This is a genomic window from Nocardioides potassii, assembly GCF_021648885.1.
Lineage (GTDB): Bacteria > Actinomycetota > Actinomycetes > Propionibacteriales > Nocardioidaceae > Nocardioides > Nocardioides potassii.
Map to the genome: position 1 here is coordinate 421,003 of NZ_JAKJHZ010000003.1, position 17,055 is coordinate 438,057.

19 protein-coding genes are annotated in these 17,055 nt (G+C 72.3%); 7 read left to right on the forward strand and 12 right to left on the reverse strand.

The features are described from left to right. The first annotated feature begins 77 nt into the window (after positions 1 to 77). Entirely contained in the window at positions 78 to 1,175 is a 1,098-nt protein-coding gene (gene galK, locus L2K70_RS03390) for a galactokinase (RefSeq protein ID WP_236398994.1), read from the forward strand. Positions 1,176 to 1,262: 87 nt separating this feature from the next. Here galK and L2K70_RS03395 read toward each other — a convergent pair whose 3' ends face one another. After that, on the reverse strand, positions 1,263 to 2,183 hold the full coding sequence (locus tag L2K70_RS03395; protein ID WP_236398997.1) for an alpha/beta fold hydrolase: 921 nt from the start codon (positions 2,181 to 2,183) through the stop codon (positions 1,263 to 1,265). 92 nt (positions 2,184 to 2,275) lie between these two features. On the opposite strand from L2K70_RS03395, the gene L2K70_RS03400 reads away from it, so the two are divergent. Beyond that, positions 2,276 to 3,106 carry an alpha/beta fold hydrolase gene (locus L2K70_RS03400; protein WP_236399000.1) on the forward strand — a complete coding sequence of 277 codons (831 nt, stop codon included), beginning with the start codon at positions 2,276 to 2,278 and terminating at the stop codon, positions 3,104 to 3,106. Here the strand turns inward: L2K70_RS03400 and glpX are convergent. From glpX to L2K70_RS03425, 5 genes are read right to left on the reverse strand one after another with little or no spacing between them, the layout of a single operon-like run. Then, a complete protein-coding gene (glpX, locus tag L2K70_RS03405) occupies positions 3,071 to 4,078 on the reverse strand; it encodes a class II fructose-bisphosphatase (RefSeq protein ID WP_236399003.1) in 1,008 nt (335 codons plus the stop codon). The two genes, L2K70_RS03400 and glpX, sit on opposite strands and share 36 nt — an antisense overlap. Before the next feature lie 10 nt (positions 4,079 to 4,088). Then, positions 4,089 to 5,051 carry a sulfate/molybdate ABC transporter ATP-binding protein gene (locus tag L2K70_RS03410; RefSeq protein ID WP_236399005.1) on the reverse strand — a complete coding sequence of 321 codons (963 nt, stop codon included), beginning with the start codon at positions 5,049 to 5,051 and terminating at the stop codon, positions 4,089 to 4,091. 11 nt (positions 5,052 to 5,062) lie between these two features. Beyond that, the gene (locus tag L2K70_RS03415; RefSeq protein WP_236399008.1) at positions 5,063 to 5,854 is read right to left on the reverse strand and encodes an ABC transporter permease; all 792 of its coding nucleotides are present in this window, start codon (positions 5,852 to 5,854) and stop codon (positions 5,063 to 5,065) included. Between the two features lie 10 nt (positions 5,855 to 5,864). Further along, positions 5,865 to 6,614 (reverse strand): molybdate ABC transporter substrate-binding protein, encoded by a 750-nt coding sequence (gene modA / locus L2K70_RS03420; RefSeq protein ID WP_236399010.1) that lies wholly within the window; start codon positions 6,612 to 6,614, stop codon positions 5,865 to 5,867. After that, a complete protein-coding gene (locus tag L2K70_RS03425) occupies positions 6,611 to 7,018 on the reverse strand; it encodes a TOBE domain-containing protein (protein ID WP_236399013.1) in 408 nt (135 codons plus the stop codon). Before L2K70_RS03425 ends, modA begins: the two co-directional genes overlap by 4 nt. Positions 7,019 to 7,202: 184 nt before the next feature. Between L2K70_RS03425 and L2K70_RS03430 the strand changes: the two genes are divergently transcribed. Beyond that, positions 7,203 to 7,763, forward strand: coding sequence for a DUF4245 family protein (locus tag L2K70_RS03430; RefSeq protein ID WP_236399016.1), 561 nt, complete (start codon positions 7,203 to 7,205; stop codon positions 7,761 to 7,763). A gap of 102 nt (positions 7,764 to 7,865) precedes the next feature. Here the strand turns inward: L2K70_RS03430 and L2K70_RS03435 are convergent, their stop codons facing one another. Both L2K70_RS03435 and xseA read right to left on the reverse strand, forming a co-directional pair. Then, on the reverse strand, positions 7,866 to 8,075 hold the full coding sequence (locus tag L2K70_RS03435) for an exodeoxyribonuclease VII small subunit (protein ID WP_236399018.1): 210 nt from the start codon (positions 8,073 to 8,075) through the stop codon (positions 7,866 to 7,868). Further along, a complete protein-coding gene (xseA, locus tag L2K70_RS03440; protein ID WP_236399022.1) occupies positions 8,068 to 9,321 on the reverse strand; it encodes an exodeoxyribonuclease VII large subunit in 1,254 nt (417 codons plus the stop codon). The genes L2K70_RS03435 and xseA overlap by 8 nt, the downstream gene beginning before the upstream one ends. A gap of 38 nt (positions 9,322 to 9,359) precedes the next feature. Here xseA and L2K70_RS03445 point away from each other — a divergent pair, with 38 nt between their 5' ends. Both L2K70_RS03445 and L2K70_RS03450 read left to right on the forward strand, forming a co-directional pair. After that, positions 9,360 to 10,364: a 4-hydroxy-3-methylbut-2-enyl diphosphate reductase gene (locus L2K70_RS03445; protein ID WP_236399025.1), complete on the forward strand. Its 1,005-nt coding sequence runs from the start codon at positions 9,360 to 9,362 to the stop codon at positions 10,362 to 10,364. An 8-nt stretch (positions 10,365 to 10,372) separates the two neighbouring features. Beyond that, complete coding sequence (locus L2K70_RS03450; RefSeq protein ID WP_236399028.1) at positions 10,373 to 10,996, forward strand: L-threonylcarbamoyladenylate synthase; 624 nt, start codon at positions 10,373 to 10,375, stop codon at positions 10,994 to 10,996. Between the two features lie 6 nt (positions 10,997 to 11,002). Here the strand turns inward: L2K70_RS03450 and L2K70_RS03455 are convergent, their stop codons facing one another. The 3 genes from L2K70_RS03455 to L2K70_RS03465 all read right to left on the reverse strand — a co-directional run bounded on the left by L2K70_RS03455 (position 11,003) and on the right by L2K70_RS03465 (position 13,764). Beyond that, the gene (locus tag L2K70_RS03455; RefSeq protein ID WP_236399031.1) at positions 11,003 to 11,446 is read right to left on the reverse strand and encodes a DUF6542 domain-containing protein; all 444 of its coding nucleotides are present in this window, start codon (positions 11,444 to 11,446) and stop codon (positions 11,003 to 11,005) included. A gap of 22 nt (positions 11,447 to 11,468) precedes the next feature. Beyond that, the gene (locus tag L2K70_RS03460) at positions 11,469 to 12,638 is read right to left on the reverse strand and encodes a DNA recombination protein RmuC (protein ID WP_236399034.1); all 1,170 of its coding nucleotides are present in this window, start codon (positions 12,636 to 12,638) and stop codon (positions 11,469 to 11,471) included. A 148-nt stretch (positions 12,639 to 12,786) separates the two neighbouring features. After that, positions 12,787 to 13,764: a GlxA family transcriptional regulator gene (locus L2K70_RS03465; RefSeq protein ID WP_236399037.1), complete on the reverse strand. Its 978-nt coding sequence runs from the start codon at positions 13,762 to 13,764 to the stop codon at positions 12,787 to 12,789. Positions 13,765 to 13,841: 77 nt separating this feature from the next. Here L2K70_RS03465 and L2K70_RS03470 point away from each other — a divergent pair, with 77 nt between their 5' ends. Beyond that, the gene (locus L2K70_RS03470; protein WP_236399405.1) at positions 13,842 to 15,164 is read left to right on the forward strand and encodes an MFS transporter; all 1,323 of its coding nucleotides are present in this window, start codon (positions 13,842 to 13,844) and stop codon (positions 15,162 to 15,164) included. A 1-nt stretch (position 15,165) separates the two neighbouring features. On the opposite strand, the gene L2K70_RS03475 is transcribed toward L2K70_RS03470, so the two are convergent. Further along, positions 15,166 to 15,945 (reverse strand): exodeoxyribonuclease III, encoded by a 780-nt coding sequence (locus L2K70_RS03475; RefSeq protein WP_236399038.1) that lies wholly within the window; start codon positions 15,943 to 15,945, stop codon positions 15,166 to 15,168. Positions 15,946 to 16,174: 229 nt separating this feature from the next. Between L2K70_RS03475 and L2K70_RS03480 the strand changes: the two genes are divergently transcribed. After that, a complete protein-coding gene (locus L2K70_RS03480; protein WP_236399042.1) occupies positions 16,175 to 16,987 on the forward strand; it encodes a matrixin family metalloprotease in 813 nt (270 codons plus the stop codon). The last annotated feature ends 68 nt before the right edge of the window (positions 16,988 to 17,055 follow it).

Below are 17,055 nucleotides of genomic sequence, written 5' to 3' on the forward strand. Positions count from 1 at the left end.
GCCACTGGTCTAGTGGAGGCCGCTAGGGTTTGGCAAACGCGTCTCACCCCCGCGAACTCCGAGAGGACCCACCCGACGTGACGAGCTGGTTCGCGCCTGGACGCATCAACCTGATCGGCGAGCACACCGACTACAACGACGGCTTCGTGCTGCCCTTCGCGCTCGGTGTCGGTTGCGCCGCGACGGTTGCCGACGCTGACTCCGAGTGGACCGTCCGGTCGGCGCAGGAGCCCGAGCCGGTCGTCGTACGACGCTCGGGGCTCAGCGACGCGGAGGACGTGCCCGAGTGGACCCGCTACGTGCTCGGCGCACTCTGGCTGCTCACCGACCGCGGCGTCGACGTACCTCCGCTGGAGATCACGGTCGACTCCGACGTGCCCACGGGAGCAGGCCTGTCGTCGTCGGCCGCCCTCGTCTGCTCGGTCGTCCGGGCCGTGGACGACCACCTCGGTCTCGGGCTCGACGACGACGAGGTGTTCGCCCTGACCCGCGACGTGGAGAACGACGCCGTGGGCGCGCCGACCGGCGGGATGGACCAGCTGATCAGCCTGCGCGGCGAGGCGGGCCACGTCCTGCTGTGCGACATGCGCAGCCACGACACGCGCGCCGTCCCCCTGGACCTCGCCGGCCACGGCCTGTCCGTCCTCGTCGCCGACACGAAGGCCCCGCACCGGCACTCCGACGGTGAGTACGGCGCGCGCCGGCGCGGCTGCGAGGAGGCCGCGCGGGTCCTGGGCGTGCCGGCGCTGCGCGACGTCGGCGGCCCGGACCTGTCTTCTGCGCTGGGCCGGCTGGACTCCGAGGAGCTGCGCCGCTACGTGCGCCACGTGGTGACCGAGGACGAGCGGGTCCTCGCGGTCACGCGCCTGCTCGACGAGGGCCGGCTCCCCGACATCGGCCAGGCGCTGACCGCCTCCCACGCCTCGATGCGCGACGACTTCCGGATCACCGTCCCCGAGGTGGACACCGCCGTCGACGCGCTGCTGTCGGCCGGCGCCCTCGGCGCCCGGATGACCGGTGGAGGTTTCGGCGGCTGCGTCATCGGCCTGCTGCCCGAGGACGACGTCGACGCGGGCGGGGACGCCGTACGCCGGGCGTTCGCCGACGCCGGCTTCGGCGAGCCGTCCCTCTTCACCGCGACCGCCGAGGCCGGCGCCCGCTCCCTTGCTGGTTGATGAGGTCGCGCAGCGACCGTCTCGAAACCCTTGTCCCGAAGGCGTCGGTCTCGTGACAGGCGCCAGTGCGCCTTCCTCGACCAACGGCTATGCGCGGTCGGCGGTGCGGGAGATCGCCTCGACGAGGGTCTCGAAGAGGGCGGGGGGCAGGTCGTGGCCCATCCCGTCGACCAGGACGAGCTCGGCGCCGGGGATGGCGGCGGCGGTGGAGCGGCCGCCGCTGACGTGCACCATCTTGTCGTTCAGCCCGTGAACGACCAGCGCGGGGATGCGCAGGCTGCGCAGGCGGTGGGTGCGGTCGGGCTGCTGCAGGACGGCCATCATGTGGCGCATCACGCCGCTGGCGCTGTAGCCGCGGTCGAAGGTCTCGCCGGCGCGGGCGGTGAGGCGCTCACGGTCGGCGGGGTAGCCCGGCGAACCGATGACGTCCCAGAAGGCGACGCTGGTGGAGACGTACGACTCGCGGCCGGGCTTGCGCGGGGCGAGGAGCGCTGGGATGAGGCGCGGGTCCTGCCACCCCACCGACCGCTTCCCGGTCGTCGACATGATGCTCGTCAACGACCGCACGCGCTTCGGGTGCTCGATCGCGACAGTCTGCGCGATCATGCCGCCCATCGAGATGCCGGCGAGGTGCGCGGACTCGAGGCCGAGGTGGTCCATCAGCGCGACGGCGTCGTCGGCGAGGTCGGACATGGAGTACGGCGCCCGCACCTTCGCGCCGCCGAAGGCCCGCACGAGGTGGCTGCGCTTGACCCGACCCGGGATCCGGGTGGAGCGACCGGTGTCGCGGTTGTCGTAGCGCACGACGTAGAAGCCCGCCTCCGCGAGCATCACGCACAGCTCGGTGTCCCACCAGTTCATGGGTCCACCGAGGCCCATCACGAGCACCAGCGGCTCGTCGGACGGGTCGCCGAAGGTCTGGTAGTAGAGCTCGACCCCGGTGCCGACGGGCGCGACGAGCTCGTCGGCGACGACGGGTGCTGCAGTGCTGTCGCGGCGGGTGGGCATGGCTCCAGTGAACACGACGGTCCGTCCCCAGTGCACCCGAAAGTGGGGGATGTCCCTTTACGAATGGGGGTTCTGGGCTAGGTTCAGCCATTGTGACCCAGCGCACGATGGCGGCGTTCCTCACGCCGGAGGGCTTCTCCCAGCCTTCCCTGGCGGCCGTCCTGCGCGAGGGTTCGGTCCTCACCGAAGCCGGTCGGTACGCCGTCCAGGCCCTCGGTGCGCGCGGAGCGAGACGTCGTACGCCCTATGGCGCCCTGCCCGTGCGGGTGACGGAGCCGGTCCTGCTCGTCCCCGGCTTCATGGCCGGCGACTCCTCGCTCGGCCCGATGAGCAGGACGCTGCGCCAGCAGGGCTTCCGCACCTACCGCGCGGACATCCGCGCCAACGTGGGCTGCACCCTCGCCGCGGCCGCCCAGCTCGAGGAGCGGCTCGAGGAGATCACCCAGCGCCGCGGTTCGCGGGTGCGGATCGTCGGCCACAGTCTCGGCGGGATGCTCGCCCGGGGCGTCGCGGCTCGACGTCCCGACCTCGTGGCCGGGATCGTCACCATGGGCAGCCCGATGCTCGCGCCGGGTGCGCACCACACCTCGCTGGCGCGCAGCGTCGACCTCCTGGTGCGCCTCAACCGCGCCGGACTGCGCAACCTCATGGCGGAGGACTGCGTGGCCGGGCTGTGCGCGCAGGAGAGCTTCGCGCAGGCGCGCGCCGACCTGCCCGCGGACGTGGACTTCACCGCGATCTACTCCCGCCGCGACGGCATCGTCGACTGGCGCGCCTGCATCGACCCGGTCGCGATCGCGGTCGAGGTGCGCTCGTCGCACGTGGGGATGGCGTTCGACCCCGCCGTCATCGCGGCGGTGTCGGCCGCGCTGCGCCCGGCGGCCGGGTCAGTTGTCGAAGTCGATCGTGGAGAGAGCGCGTAGCTTCGACAGCTGGTGCTCCGCGGTGATCGAGCGGACCGTGCCGCTGCGCGAGCGCATCACGAGCGAGTGGGTCGTCACGCCGTTGCCGCGGTAGCGCACGCCCCGCATCAGCTCGCCGTCGGTGATCCCGGTCGCCACGAAGAACGCGTCGTCGCCGGTGACCAGGTCGTCGGTCGCCAGCACGACGTCCGGGTCGAGGTCGTGGCCGGCGTCGAGGGCGCGCTGGCGCTCGTCGTCGTCCTGCGGCCAGAGCTGGCCCTGGATCGTGCCGCCGAGGCACTTCATCGCGCAGGCGGTGATGATGCCCTCGGGAGTGCCGCCGACGCCGAGCATGAGGTCGACACCGGTGTCCGGGCGGGCGGCCATGATCGCGCCGGCCACGTCGCCGTCGGTGATGTACTTGATCCGCGCGCCGGTCTCGCGGATGTCCTCGACGAGCTGGGCGTGGCGCGGCCGGTCGAGCAGCACGACGGTGACGTCGTGGACGCCCAGGCCCTTGGCCTTGGCGACCCGGGCGATGTTCTCCTTCACCGGCAGGCGGATGTCGACCTCGTCGGCGGCCTCGGGACCGGTGGCGAGCTTGTCCATGTAGAAGACCGCGCTGGGGTCGTACATCGAGCCACGCGGCGAGACGGCGAGGACCGAGATGGCGTTGCTCATGCCCTTCGCGGTCAGCGTCGTGCCGTCGATCGGATCGACCGCCACGTCGCACTCCGGGCCGGTGCCGTCGCCGACCTGCTCGCCGTTGAAGAGCATCGGGGCGTTGTCCTTCTCGCCCTCGCCGATCACGACGGTGCCGCGCATCTCGACGGTGGAGATCATGTAGCGCATCGCCTCGACCGCGACGCCGTCCGCGTCGTTCTTGTCGCCGCGGCCGACCCAGCGACCCGCTGCCATGGCCGCCGCCTCGGTCACCCGCACCAGCTCGAGGGCGAGGTTGCGTTCGGGCTGCGGGGCGAGGTCGGCGCTCATGGCGCACACGTTATCGGCCGGTGTCGCGGGCGCCGTACCGGCTGACAGCCGTCGCCTTGGCGGACAACCAGACCTCCCGTCCGGGCACCAGCTCGAGCTCGGTGGCGGCGGCGGGGGTCACGTCGGCGAGCAGGTCGGGGGAGGCGTGCACCAGCAGTCGTACGGCGTCGCCGTGCGGCGCGAGGGTCGCGATCGGGCCGTGCCAGCGCAGCCGCGACGAGCCCTCCGGCTCGGACAGCGACACCGTCACCGCGTCCGGCGTGAAGGAGATCAGCTCACCGCCCTGGGGAACGAGGTTGAGCCCGACGAGGCGGGCGACGTGGGCCGTGCGGGGCTCGGCCGCGACCTCGGCGGGTGGCCCGACCTGGGCCACCCGACCGTCGTCGAGGACGAGCACGCGGTCGGCCAGGGTCAGTGCGTCGATCGCGTCGTGGGTCACCAGCAGCGCGATGCCGGGGAAGTCGCGCAGGTGGCGGCCGAGCTCGATGCGCAGCGCCACCTGGACCGAGACGTCGAGACCGGTGAAGGGCTCGTCGAGCAGGAGCACGTCCGGGTCGGTGGCGAGCGAGCGGGCGATCGCGACGCGCTGGGCCTGGCCGCCGGACAACTCATGCGGCTTGCGGTCAGCGAGGTCGCTGATGCCGAACCGCTCCAGCCAGTCGCGCGCGACGGCCTCGGCGGCCCGGCGGTCCTCACCCCGTGCGCGGCGGCCGAAGGCGACGTTGTCGAGGGCGGTGAGGTGCGGGAAGAGCAGCTGGCCCTGGAAGACGAGCCCGACCCGGCGCTCGCGAACCGGGACCGCGAGCAGGTCGGTGCCGCCGAGGTGCGCCGTCCCGTCGACGTCGACGAGGCCGGCGAGCGCGTGCAGCAGGCTGCTCTTGCCGGCGCCGTTGGGCCCGATCACGGCGAGCACCTCGCCCGGCTCGACCGTGAAGGCGGCGCGCACCCGGTCGGCGACGTGGAGGTCCGCCACCAGCCGGCGCATCACGGCGTACCGAGCCAGTGGTCGCGCAGCGCCACGAGGACGCCGATCGAGACGACGAGCATGACGAGGCTGAGCGACAGCGCGGCGTCCTGGTCGGCCTGGCGGGTGACGTAGATGAGCGTGGGCATCGTCTGCGTCGTGCCGGGGTAGTTGCCGTTGAAGGTGATCGTCGCGCCGAACTCGCCGAGCGAGCGGGCCCAGCCGAGGACGGTCCCGGCGACCACGCCGGGGAGCGCGAGCGGCACGGTGACCCGGCGGAAGGTGGTCCAGCGGGTCGCGCCGAGCGTCGCGGCAGCGTCGTCGTACCTCGGGTCCGCCGAGCGCAGGGCGCCCTCGATGGCGATCACCACGAACGGCATCGAGACGAAGACGTGCGCCAGCACGACGCCGTACGTCGTGAAGGGGAAGGCGAAGCCGGTCCAGGCGAGGAGCGGCTCGCCGACGAGCCCGGTCCGGCCGAAGGCGCTGCGCAGGGCGACGCCCGCGACCACGGGCGGCAGGACGAGGGGGACCGTGACCAGTGCCCGCAACGCGCCGCGGCCGCGGAAGTCGACGCGGGCGAGCAGCCAGGCGAGCGGCAGTCCGAGGACCAGGCAGAAGACGATCGCGACGGTCGAGGTGACGAGCGAGAGCCGGAGCGCGTCGAGCGCGACGCGGGACGTGAGGTGCTCCGGCAGCTGTGACCAGCTGGTGCTGGCGACCATCGCGACCGGCGGGACGAGCAGGAGGAGCGCGGCGAGGGCCGCCGGCACCATCAGCAGCGCGGGCGGCCTGCCGAGCCTGTCCTTCACTGCCTGTCCCTCACGGGCTGCCGAAGCCGGCGTCCTTGAGGATGGCCTGGCCCTCGTCCGACGTCACCCACGCGACCCAGTCTGCTGCAAGGCCGGAGTCCTCCGACTGGTCGAGCGCCGCGACGTAGTAGGACGTCAGGTCCTCCTCGGCGCCCGGGATCTCGATGGCCACCACGTCGTCACCGGCGGCGACGGCGTCGGTGGCGTAGACGAGGCCGGCGTCGGCCTCCCCCGAGATGACCTTGTCGAGGGTGGCGCGGACGTCCTCCTCGAGGCTGGCGGGCTCCGCGCTGATGCCGTTGTCGTCGAGGACGGCCAGGGCGACCTTGCCGCACGGCACCTCGTCGGCGCAGCGCACCCAGGTCGCACCCTGGAGGTCGTCGAGCGACTCGATGCCGGCGGGGTTGCCCTTCGGTACGACGATCGTGAGCACGTTGGTGGCGAACGTCTGGACGTCGCCCGTGACGCCGGCGTCCTCCGCGAGGCCCATCGACGTCTGGTCGGCCGTGGCCAGGACGTCACCGGGGGCGCCGTCGGCGGCCTGCTCGGCGAGGTCGGTGCTGGAGCCGAACGAGAAGGTGACCTTCGCGTCCTGCTCCTCCTCGAACGGCGTCGCCAGCTGCTGGAAGACGTCGGTCAGCGACGCGGCGGCGAGCACGGTGAGCTCGCCCCGGTCGTCGGCCGGCCCCTCGTCACCTCCTCCGCAGGCGGCGAGGGGGAGGACGAGCGCGAGGGCTGCCGCGGCGAGACGGTGCTTCACTTCGGGACCTCCACCACGACGTTGGTGGACTTGACGCTGGCGATGGCGCGGACGCCGGGCTCGAGGCCGAGCTCGTCCGCGGCGTCGCTGCTCATCAGCGACACGACCCGGTAGGGGCCGCAGATCATCTCGACCTGCGCCATCACGGTGTCGCGCTTGACCCGGGTGACGATGCCGCTCATCCGGTTGCGGGCGCTCACCGTGCTGGCCCGGGTGCGGTCGCGCTCGGCCAGCTCGCCCGACTCCACGAGGTGCTCGGCGAAGTCCGCGAGGTCGGGCCCCGCGACGGTCGCCCGGCCCTCGGTGCGCTGGCTCGGGATCCGGCCCGTGTCCACCCAGCGCCGTACGGTGTCGTCGCTGACCGCCAGGATCTCCGCGGCTTCCGCGATTCGGTACGTGATCACGGTGGCAGTATGCCGCATCTGCGGCCATTTGGCCTCCGACCGCCCGCACCCGCGGTGTCAGCCGCCGTCCGCCTGCTGCGCTGTAACGCCGGGTTAGGTGCTCTACCCACCCCCGTGCTCCGTAGGGGGTACAGCTCCTAACCCGGCGTTACAGCGGCTGGGGGCGGCTGGGAGGATGGCCGGCGTGAGTGGGCAGGGACAGCCGAGCAGGTACAACCGCTCGTTCGGCGGCATGGCCGGCGCCCTCATCGTGACCGTGCTCTTCGTGGTGGCGTTCGTGACGTGGCGCGGGCTGTTCCGCACCGACACCGACGACACCCCGGTGCCGGTCGACTGGCAGGAGACCGTCACCCTCGCGGACCAGGCCGGGCTGCAGGTCGTCCGGCCGCGCGAGCTGCCGGCCGGGTGGATCGCCACGAGCGTCGAGCTCAACGCGAGCGACGACCCGCGGTGGGGTCTCGGCGTGCTCACCGACGACGGCGACTTCGTCGGGATTCGCCAGCAGGACACGTCCGTGGACTCGCTCGTCGAGACGTACGTCGACGAGAAGGCCGACGCCGGCGACGACGCCACCGTGCCGTCCGAGGTCACCGACACCTGGCAGACCTGGTCGGACTCCGGCGGCGACCACGGCTTCTCGACCGAGGTCGGTGACGAGGCCGTGCTGGTCTACGGCTCGGCCCCGGTCGCCGACATCGAGGCCTTCATCGGCCTGCTCACCACCTCGCCCGCCACCACTGGTTGAGGAGGTCGCGCAGCGTCCGTGTCGAAACCCGTCGGCTGGCGCGCCCTGTGGCCTGAGCGGATCTCGTGACGGGACTTCGTCCCTCCTCGACCAGCGGAGACGTCAGTCGGCGTCGGGGCCGATGGCCTCGTCGAGGCGCTTGCGGGCGCCGTCGAGCCATTCCTGGCAGATCTTGGCGAGCGCCTCGCCGCGCTCCCAGAGCGCGAGCGACTCCTCGAGGGTCGTGCCGCCGGCCTCGAGGGTGCGGACCACCTCGATGAGCTCCTCGCGGGCCCCCTCGTAGGTCGGCTGCTTCGCGGGTGCATCAGGCATCGGGGTCCTCCTCGACCAGGGTGGCTTGTTCGATCGTGTCGGTGGTGGCGTGGATCCGGCCGTCGGCGACCCGGACGGACACCGCGGCGCCGACGGCTGCCTGCGCGACGGAGGTGACGACGTGCCCGTCGGCGTCCTGCAGGACGGCGTACCCCCGCTGCAGGGTGGCGAGCGGCGACAGCGCCTGGGCGCGGGCTCGCTGGTGGCCGATGTCGTCGGCCGCACGGTCGAGCCGGTGCGAGAGCGTACGACGGGCGCGCGCCAGCAGCTCGTCGAGCTCGTCGGAGCGCGCGACGAGCAGGTTGCGCGGGTCGGCCATCGCCGGTCGGGACCGGACCTGCGTCAGCCACTCCTGCTCGCGCGCGATGCGCTGGGTGATCACCTGGCGCAGGCGGTCGCGCGCCCAGGTGACGCCGTGCGCCTCCTCGGCCATGTCCGGCACCACGAGCTTCGCGGCGTCGGTCGGGGTCGAGGCGCGGACGTCGGCGACGAGGTCGAGCAGCGGCTGGTCGGGCTCGTGACCGATGGCGGAGACCACCGGCGTGCGCATCGCGTGCACGGCCCGGATGAGTGCCTCGTCCGAGAAGGGGAGGAGGTCCTCGATCGAGCCGCCTCCGCGCGCGACGACGATGACGTCGACGTCGACGTTGCGCTCGAGCCGGTCGAGGGCCTCCATCACCTCGGCCGCCGATCGGGTGCCCTGCATCGCGGCGTAGGCCACCTCGAACTCCACGGCCGGCCAGCGGCGGCGGGCGTTCTCCAGGACGTCGCGCTCGGCAGCGCTGTTGGGCGCGGTCACCAGGCCGACGCGTCCGGGCAGGAAGGGGAGGTCGCGCTTGAGCTCGGGCGCGAACAGGCCCTCGGCGGCCAGCAGCTGACGACGACGCTCGAGCCGCGCCAGCAGCTCGCCCAGCCCGACCATCCGGATCTCGCGCGCGGCCAGCGAGAACGACCCGCGGTTGGCGTAGAAGCTGGGCCGTGCGTGGACGACCACGCTGGCGCCCTCCACGAGGGGCGGGTTCATCGAGTCGACGAGCGAGCGTGCGCAGGTCAGGGTCACCGAGATGTCGGCCACCGTGTCGCGGAGCGTCATGAAGACCGTCTGCACGCCCGGACGGCGATTGACCTGCGCGATCTGGCCCTCGACCCAGACGCCGCCGAGCCGGTCGATCCACTGCGAGACGGCATTGGCGACCGCGCGCACCGGGGCCGGTTGCTCGGCCGTGGCGTCGCGGAGGGAGGGCACGCCGCGAGGATAGGGGAGGCCGCGGACACGCCCGTAGAATGAGGGGCATGACAGACCTCGGCCTGCCCCCGGTCCTCGACCCCGAGACCGCCAAGAACGTCCTCCTCGCGGCCCCCCGGGGTTACTGCGCTGGGGTCGACCGGGCCGTGATCACCGTCGAGAAGGCGCTCGACCTCTACGGCGCCCCGGTCTACGTCCGCAAGCAGATCGTCCACAACAAGCACGTCGTGGCGAACCTCGAGTCGCGCGGCGCCATCTTCGTCGAGGAGCTCGACGAGGTCCCCGAGGGCCAGACCGTCGTCTTCTCCGCGCACGGCGTCTCGCCGGTGGTCCACGCCCAGGCCGCCGACCGCGGGCTCAAGACCATCGACGCGACCTGCCCGCTGGTCACCAAGGTCCACCACGAGGCGAAGCGCTTCGCGAGCGACGACTACGACATCCTCCTGATCGGCCACGCCGGTCACGAGGAGGTCGAGGGCACGGCGGGCGAGGCGCCCGACCACATCCAGCTCGTGGAGAGCCCTGCCGACGTGGCCCACATCGAGGTGCGCGACCCCGCGAAGGTCGCCTGGCTCTCGCAGACCACCCTGAGCGTCGACGAGACCCTCGAGACGGTCGCGGCGATCCGGGAGAAGTTCCCGCTGCTGCTCGACCCGCCCAGCGACGACATCTGCTACGCCACCCAGAACCGGCAGCTGGCGATCAAGGAGATCTCGCAGGACGCCGACCTCGTGATCGTGGTGGGCTCGCGCAACTCCTCCAACTCGGTCCGCCTGGTCGAGGTGGCCCTCGAGGCGGGCGCCAAGGCGTCGTACCTCGTCGACGACCACACCGAGATCGACGAGGCCTGGCTCGAGGGGGTCGACACCGTCTCGGTGACGTCGGGTGCGTCGGTGCCCGAGGACCTCGTCGAGGGGGTGCTGGCGTTCCTCGCCGAGCGCGGCTACCCCGACGCGAAGGCCGTGCACTCCGCCGAGGAGTCGCTGATCTTCGCCCTCCCGCCCGAGCTGCGCCGCGACCTGCGCGCCGCACAGAGGGCCTGACGATCGCGATGGCCCGCTTCGTCGACATCCATCCCGACAACCCGCAGCCGCGGCTCGTCACCCAGGTCGTCGAGGCGCTGCGCAACGACGAGCTGATCGCCTACCCGACCGACTCCGGCTACGCGCTCGGCGCCCAGCTCGGCAACCGGGAGGGCCGCGACCGGATCCTCAGGATCCGCGAGCTCGACGACCGGCACCACTTCACGCTGATGTGCAAGGACTTCGCCCAGCTCGGGCAGTTCGTGCACGTGGAGAACTACGCGTTCCGCGCGATCAAGGCCGCGACGCCCGGCCCGTACACCTTCATCCTCCCCGCCACCGGCGAGGTCCCGAAGCGGCTGATGCACCCGAAGAAGCGCACGGTCGGCGTCCGGATCCCCGATCACAGGCTCGTGTGCGCACTGCTCGAGGAGCTCGGCGAGCCGATCCTCACCAGCACCCTGATCCTGCCCGGTGAGACCGAGGCGCGGACGATGGGGTGGGAGATCAAGGAGGACCTCGACCACGTCGTCGACATCGTCGTGGAGTCCGGCGAGGTGACCGCCGAGCCGACCACGGTGATCGACTGGTCCGAGGCCCAGCCCGTCGTCGTACGCCACGGGGCGGGCGACGTGTCGCGCTTCGAGGAGTGAGCCCCGTCAGGCAGGCCGCGAGAGCTCGCGGCTGAGCTCGGTCGCGATGTCGTCCTCGCCCTCGCGGTGGAGCCGCCAGACCAACCATCCGAGGCAGAGGGCGTAGCCGAGGGACAGTGCGACGGCGTGGGTGGCCACGCCCGAGACCACCGCCTGCACGAGGCTGTCGGCGGGATCGGCGACGACATCGCGGGCGACCGCGGCGACGAAGGTGAAGACCGCAGTCATCAGCAGCGGCGGCAGGAGGGCGACCAGGTAGAAGTCGCGCCGGCGCACGAGGGCCGCGAGGCCGAGGCACAGCGCCATGAAGCACAGGTCGAAGAACAGGGTCAGCCGGCCGGCGAGCAGCACGTCGATGCTGACCGCGGTGAGGGCGACGGCGACGCCGAGCGCGACCACCTGTCGACCGGGCTCGCGCCCGGCCTCCCAGAACGCTCCGGCCTGGTCCACGACGCTCAACCTAGGGCGCACCTCACGCCCCCTCCACGCGGCGCGCCGTGTGGTCCACGGCGTCGGGCGCTCCCTGGTCCGCGAGCAGCTCGTCGAGCGTCGGGTCGCCGAGGGCTGTGGGCACCCCGTCGAGCACGGTGAGCTCCGGCGCAGCGGGCGAGCGCGGCACGGCCTCGACCTGCCGGGGCGCCTCGAGCTGCTCGGACGTGACCCCGAGGTCGGCGAAGCGGCGCGCTGACACCAGGACCCGACCCTCGAGCGAGCCCATCGCCTGGTTGTACGCCGCCACGCTGGCGCCCAGCGAACGGCCCACCCGGTCGAGGTGGCCCGCCATCGACCCGAGCCGCGCGTGCAGCTCCTGCCCGAGTCGCTGGACCTCCTGGGCCTGCGCGCTGAGCAGCTCGTGCTGCCAGCCCTGCGCCACGGTGCGCAGCAGGGCGATGAGCGTGGACGGGGTCGCCAGCACGACGTTCTTCGCGGCAGCCTGCTCGACCAGGTCGGGGACCGCCTGCAGCGCCGCCTGGAGGATCGCCTCGCCTGGGAGGAAGAGCACGACGAACTCGGGCGTCCCGGACAGGGCCTCCCAGTAGCGGCGCGAGCCGAGGTCGGCGACGTGCTTGCGGACGTGCTCGCCCAGGCGGGCCAGCGCCTGGTCGTGCTCGTCGGGGTCGTCCGCGCTGGTCAGGTCGAGGAACGCCGCCAGAGGAGCCTTGGCATCGACCGCGATGGTCCGCCCACCCGCGAGCGAGACGACCAGGTCGGGGCGCAGCCGGCCGTCGTCGAGGCGGACCTGCTCGGTGAAGTCGCAGTGATCCACCAGCCCGGCGAGCTCGACCGTGCGCCGCAGGTGCATCTCGCCCCACTGCCCGCGCACCTGCGGCTTGCGGAGCGCGGCGGCCAGCGTGGTGGTCTCGCGGCGCAGCGTGTCGGTCGAGAGCCGGACGTCGGCGACCTGCTGGTGGAGCTGGGCCTGCCACGCCGCGCGGTCGTGGGACAGGTCGCTCAGCTGGTCCTGCAGGCGCTCGAGCCCCTCACGGACGACGGCGTGGTCGGCGACCCGCTGCTGGAGCGCGGCCACCGCGACGTCGTCCTCCGGGCGGCTGCGCGACCACAGCACGCCGATGACGGCGCCGAGGCCGAGGCCGACGGCGAGGACCAGCGCCAGGGTGAGGAGCAGGGGGAAGGTGTCCATGGACCCAGCATGGAGCGGGGGTCCGACAGCCGGTGGGAGGTCACCGCCGGCGTCGCGGGGTAGTCCAGTGGGCTTCTGTCGTCAGGCGGCCCGAACGGCAGCAAGAACTCACTGGACTACCCCCCGGTGGCAGCAAGAGCCCACTGGACTACGCCGACGACGGCGCGCCGCGGAACGTGCGCCGGTACGCCGACGGCGAGACGCCGACGCTGGTCCGGAGGTGCTGGCGCAGGGAGGCGGCCGTGCCCATCCCAGCCCGGGCCGCGACCTGGTCGACGGGCAGGTCGGTGGCCTCGAGCAGGTGCTGCGCGTGGCGGATCCGCTGCTGGGTGACCCACGCGCCGGGGGACTGGCCGGTCTCCTCGCGGAAGCGCCGGGTGAAGGTCCGCACGCTCATCGACGACCTCTTCGCGAGCGTCGTGACGTCGAGCGGGCGGTGGAGGTTGGCCTGCGCCCACGCGCGTACGTCGCTGGTCGTCTCGTCGGTGCGCCGCGGCACGTGCCGCTCGATGAACTGCGCCTGGCCGCCGTCGCGCCACGGCGGCACGACCATGTGGCGGGCGACCGCGTTGGCGACGCTCGCTCCGTGGTCGGTGCGGACGAGGTGGAGGCAGAGGTCGATCCCGGCGCTCAGCCCGGCGGACGTCAGCACGCGGCCGTCGTCGGTGAAGAGGACGTCCTCGTCGACCGCCACGGTGGGGTGCAGCCGGCGGAAGTCGTCGGCGTACTTCCAGTGCGTCGTGGCGCGGTGCCCGTCGAGGATCCCGGCGGCGGCAAGGACGAAGGCGCCCGTGCAGATCGAGACCCATCGCGCGTCGGCCGGCACTGTCGCGAGCGCGGCGCGCAGCTCGTCGGGGAGGGTGCCGTCGTGGCGCGGACCGTGGATCATCGTGCCCGGCACGACCACCGTCTGCGCGGTGGCCAGCGCCCCGATGCCGGCCGACGGGGCGATCGCGTAGCCCTTGCTCGTGGCGACCGGCCGGTCGTCGACCGACACGACCTGGACGTCGTAGAGCGGCCGGCCGTCGTCGTCGCGCGCCTCGCCGAGCACCTGCGGCGGGATCGTGAGGTCGTAGCCGATCACGGGCGGGATCGCGAGGACGACCACGCGGTGCGGCAGGACCATGGCCGGATCCTTGCACATGTTGGCAATTGTGCCACTCGTCGCCAGAAGCCCGACGCGAGAGGCTGTCGCGCGTGACGATGACGAGCCCGCCGCCAGGGCCCCTGACGCCCGCCGACGACCCCCGCCCGCGGGTCCACTTCGCCTGGGTCGTCGCGGCCGTCGCCTTCACCACGCTGGTCGGTGCCGCAGCCTTCCGCTCGGTGCCGGGGGTGCTGATCGAGCCGCTGCACGACGAGTTCGGCTGGTCCCACGGCCTGATCGGGTCGGCGGTCTCGCTCAACCTCATGCTCTTCGGGCTCATCTCGCCCTTCGCCGCCGCGCTCATGGACCGCTTCGGCGTCCGTCCCGTCGTCACCTTCGCGCTGCTGATGGTCGCGCTGGGGAGCGGGCTGACCGTCTTCATGACCCAGCCGTGGCAGCTGATCCTCACGTGGGGCTTGCTCGTCGGGGTCGGCACCGGGTCGATGTCGATGGCCTTCGTCGCCACCATCACGAGTCGCTGGTTCGTCGCGCGCCGCGGCCTCGTGAGCGGCATCCTCACCGCCGGCAACGCCACCGGGCAGCTGATCTTCCTCCCTGTCGTGGCGTGGCTCGCCACCCACCACGGGTGGCGTACGGCGGCGCTGCTGGCGTCCGTGGCCGCGCTGGCCGTCGTACCCCTGGTCCTCGTCTTCCTCCGCAACCACCCGGCCGACCTCGGGCTTCGTGCGCTCGGCGCGACCGACGCCGACCCCGGCCCGCCACCGCACCAGCAGGTCGGCTCGAGCGCCGGCCGCGCGCTGGCGGTGCTGCGCGACGCCGCCCGTACGCGGACGTTCTGGCTGCTCGCGGGCGGGTTCGCGATCTGCGGGATGACCACCAACGGCCTCATCGCCACGCACTTCGTGCCCGCGGCACACGACCACGGCATGCCCGCGACCACCGCCGCGTCGCTGCTCGCGGTCGTCGGGGTCTTCGACGTCGTCGGGACGATCGCGTCGGGCTGGCTCACCGACAAGGTCGACCCGCGCCTGCTGCTCGTCGGCTACTACGCCCTGCGCGGTGTCGGCCTGATAACGCTCCCGGCGCTGATGTCGCCGCACGTGCAGCCGAGCATGTGGGTCTTCATCATCGTCTACGGCCTCGACTGGGTGGCGACCGTGCCGCCGACGGTCGCGATCTGCCGCGAGTGGTTCGGCGCAGCCTCCGGCCCCATCGTGTTCGGCTGGGTCTTCGCCAGCCACCAGGTCGGCGCGGCCGTCGCCGCCACCGGCGCCGGCATCGTCCGCGACGTCACCGGGGACTACGACCCCGCCTTCTACTCGGCGGCCGGCCTCTGCGCGGTCGCCGCCGCGATGTCGTACGCCATCCGGCGGAGGCCGCAGCCCGCGGACCAGCCGCAGCCCGCAGGGGTCATGTGACTCAGCCGAGGTCGACGACCACGGGGGCGTGGTCGGAGGGAGCACCCGAGAACACCTGCGGGTCGCGCTCGTCGCGGTCGATGAAGGCGCCGGTGACCCGCGAAGCGAGGGCCGGGGACGCCACCACGAAGTCGATCTTGAGCCCGCGGTCGCGCTCGAAGCGCTGGCGGTAGTAGTCCCAGTAGGTGTAGCCGGGGGCGTGCGCGCGGGTCACCTCGGTGTACCCGTCGTCGAGGAAGCCCTGGAACGCGGCCCGCTCCGGCGGCGTGACGTGGGTCGACTTCTGGAACTGCGCCGGGTCGAAGACGTCGTCGTCGGTGGGGCAGATGTTCCAGTCGCCGACCATCGCGGTCGGGGTGTCGAGCCACCCGCGGGCCGTCTCGCGCAGCCGCGCGAGCCAGTCGAGCTTGTAGACGTAGTGCGGGTCGTCGGGCTTGCGGCCGTTGGGGACGTAGAGCGACCAGATGCGGACGCCCTCGCACGTGGCGGCGATCGCGCGCGCCTCCTCGGTCGCGGGCTCGCCCCAGGTCGGCATGCCCTCGAAGCCGACCTGCACGTCGTCGAGCCCGACGCGCGAGAGCAGCGCGACGCCGTTCCACTGGTTCAACCCGGCCACCGCGATCTCGTAGCCGAGGGCCTGCAGGCCCATCAGCGGCAGCTGGTCCTCGCGGGCCTTGGTCTCCTGCAGCGCGAGCACGTCGATGTCGTGGCGTTGCACGAACGCCTCCACGCGGTCGATGCGGGAGCGGAGGCTGTTGACGTTCCAGGTGGCGATGCGCACCACTCCACCCTAGGGACGGGATCCGACGGCGTACGCCACGGGGCGGGGACAGTCTTCACGGCGCCGACCCTTTACAGATGGGGGGTCCGTGGGGGAGGTTCTGAGCAGCGCACTGGTCTCGGGAACTTCGTGCTCACCACTGGATCGACCTGTCTCTCACCTGGTCGACCCTTGCTCGACCTCCGAGATGGCGTGTGCCCACATCCCCCATCAAGGAGAAGAAATCACGATGCAGCGCAGTCGACTCGGGGCGATCGCCCTCGCCAGCTCCGCACTCCTCGGCGCGGCACTGGCCTCGCCGGCCATGGCCGCCACGGAGACCGGCACCACCGTGCCGACCTACCAGGAGTTCAAGGCCGCGACCTACCAGGACGCGGACAAGCAGTACATCGTCAACGGTGACGAGCCGGCCGGCACCAACGCCGACCTGCAGAAGTTCTACGACCGCCTGGTCGGTGAGGACACCCTCAACGAGGGCCTGATCGTCAACACCGTGGGCGGTGTCGACGACAAGTGGTCGACCGCCCAGGTCGGCAACCTCACCTACTGCGTCAGCGACAAGTTCGGCAGCCGCAAGGCCGACATCGTCAACGCGATGAACGGCGGAGCCGGCCTCTGGGAGGCCGCCTCGTCGAAGATCAACTTCGTCTACGTCCCGTCGCAGGACCCGAGCTGCACCACGCGCAACAACAACGTGCTGTTCTCGGTCGAGCCCGTCCAGACCTCGCAGTACATCGCCCGCGCGTTCTTCCCGAGCACCCCGAAGCGCTCGCGCAACGTCCTGGTCGACGACTCGATCTGGACCTCGGGCAGCTGGACGCCGTCCAACATCCTCGGCCACGAGCTCGGCCACACGCTGGGCTTCCGCCACGAGCACACCCGTCCCGAGGCCGGCACCTGCTTCGAGGACAACAACTGGCGTCCGCTGACGCCGTACGACTCGGCGTCGATCATGCACTACCCGCAGTGCAACGGCTCGTCGAGCAACCTCTCGATGACCAGCACCGACCGCCAGGGAGCAGTCGCCCTCTACGGCGCCTGATCCGCTGAGGAGACGAACGCCCCTTCCGTCCCGAGCGGAGGGGGCGTTCGTCTGCCCGGATACGGTCG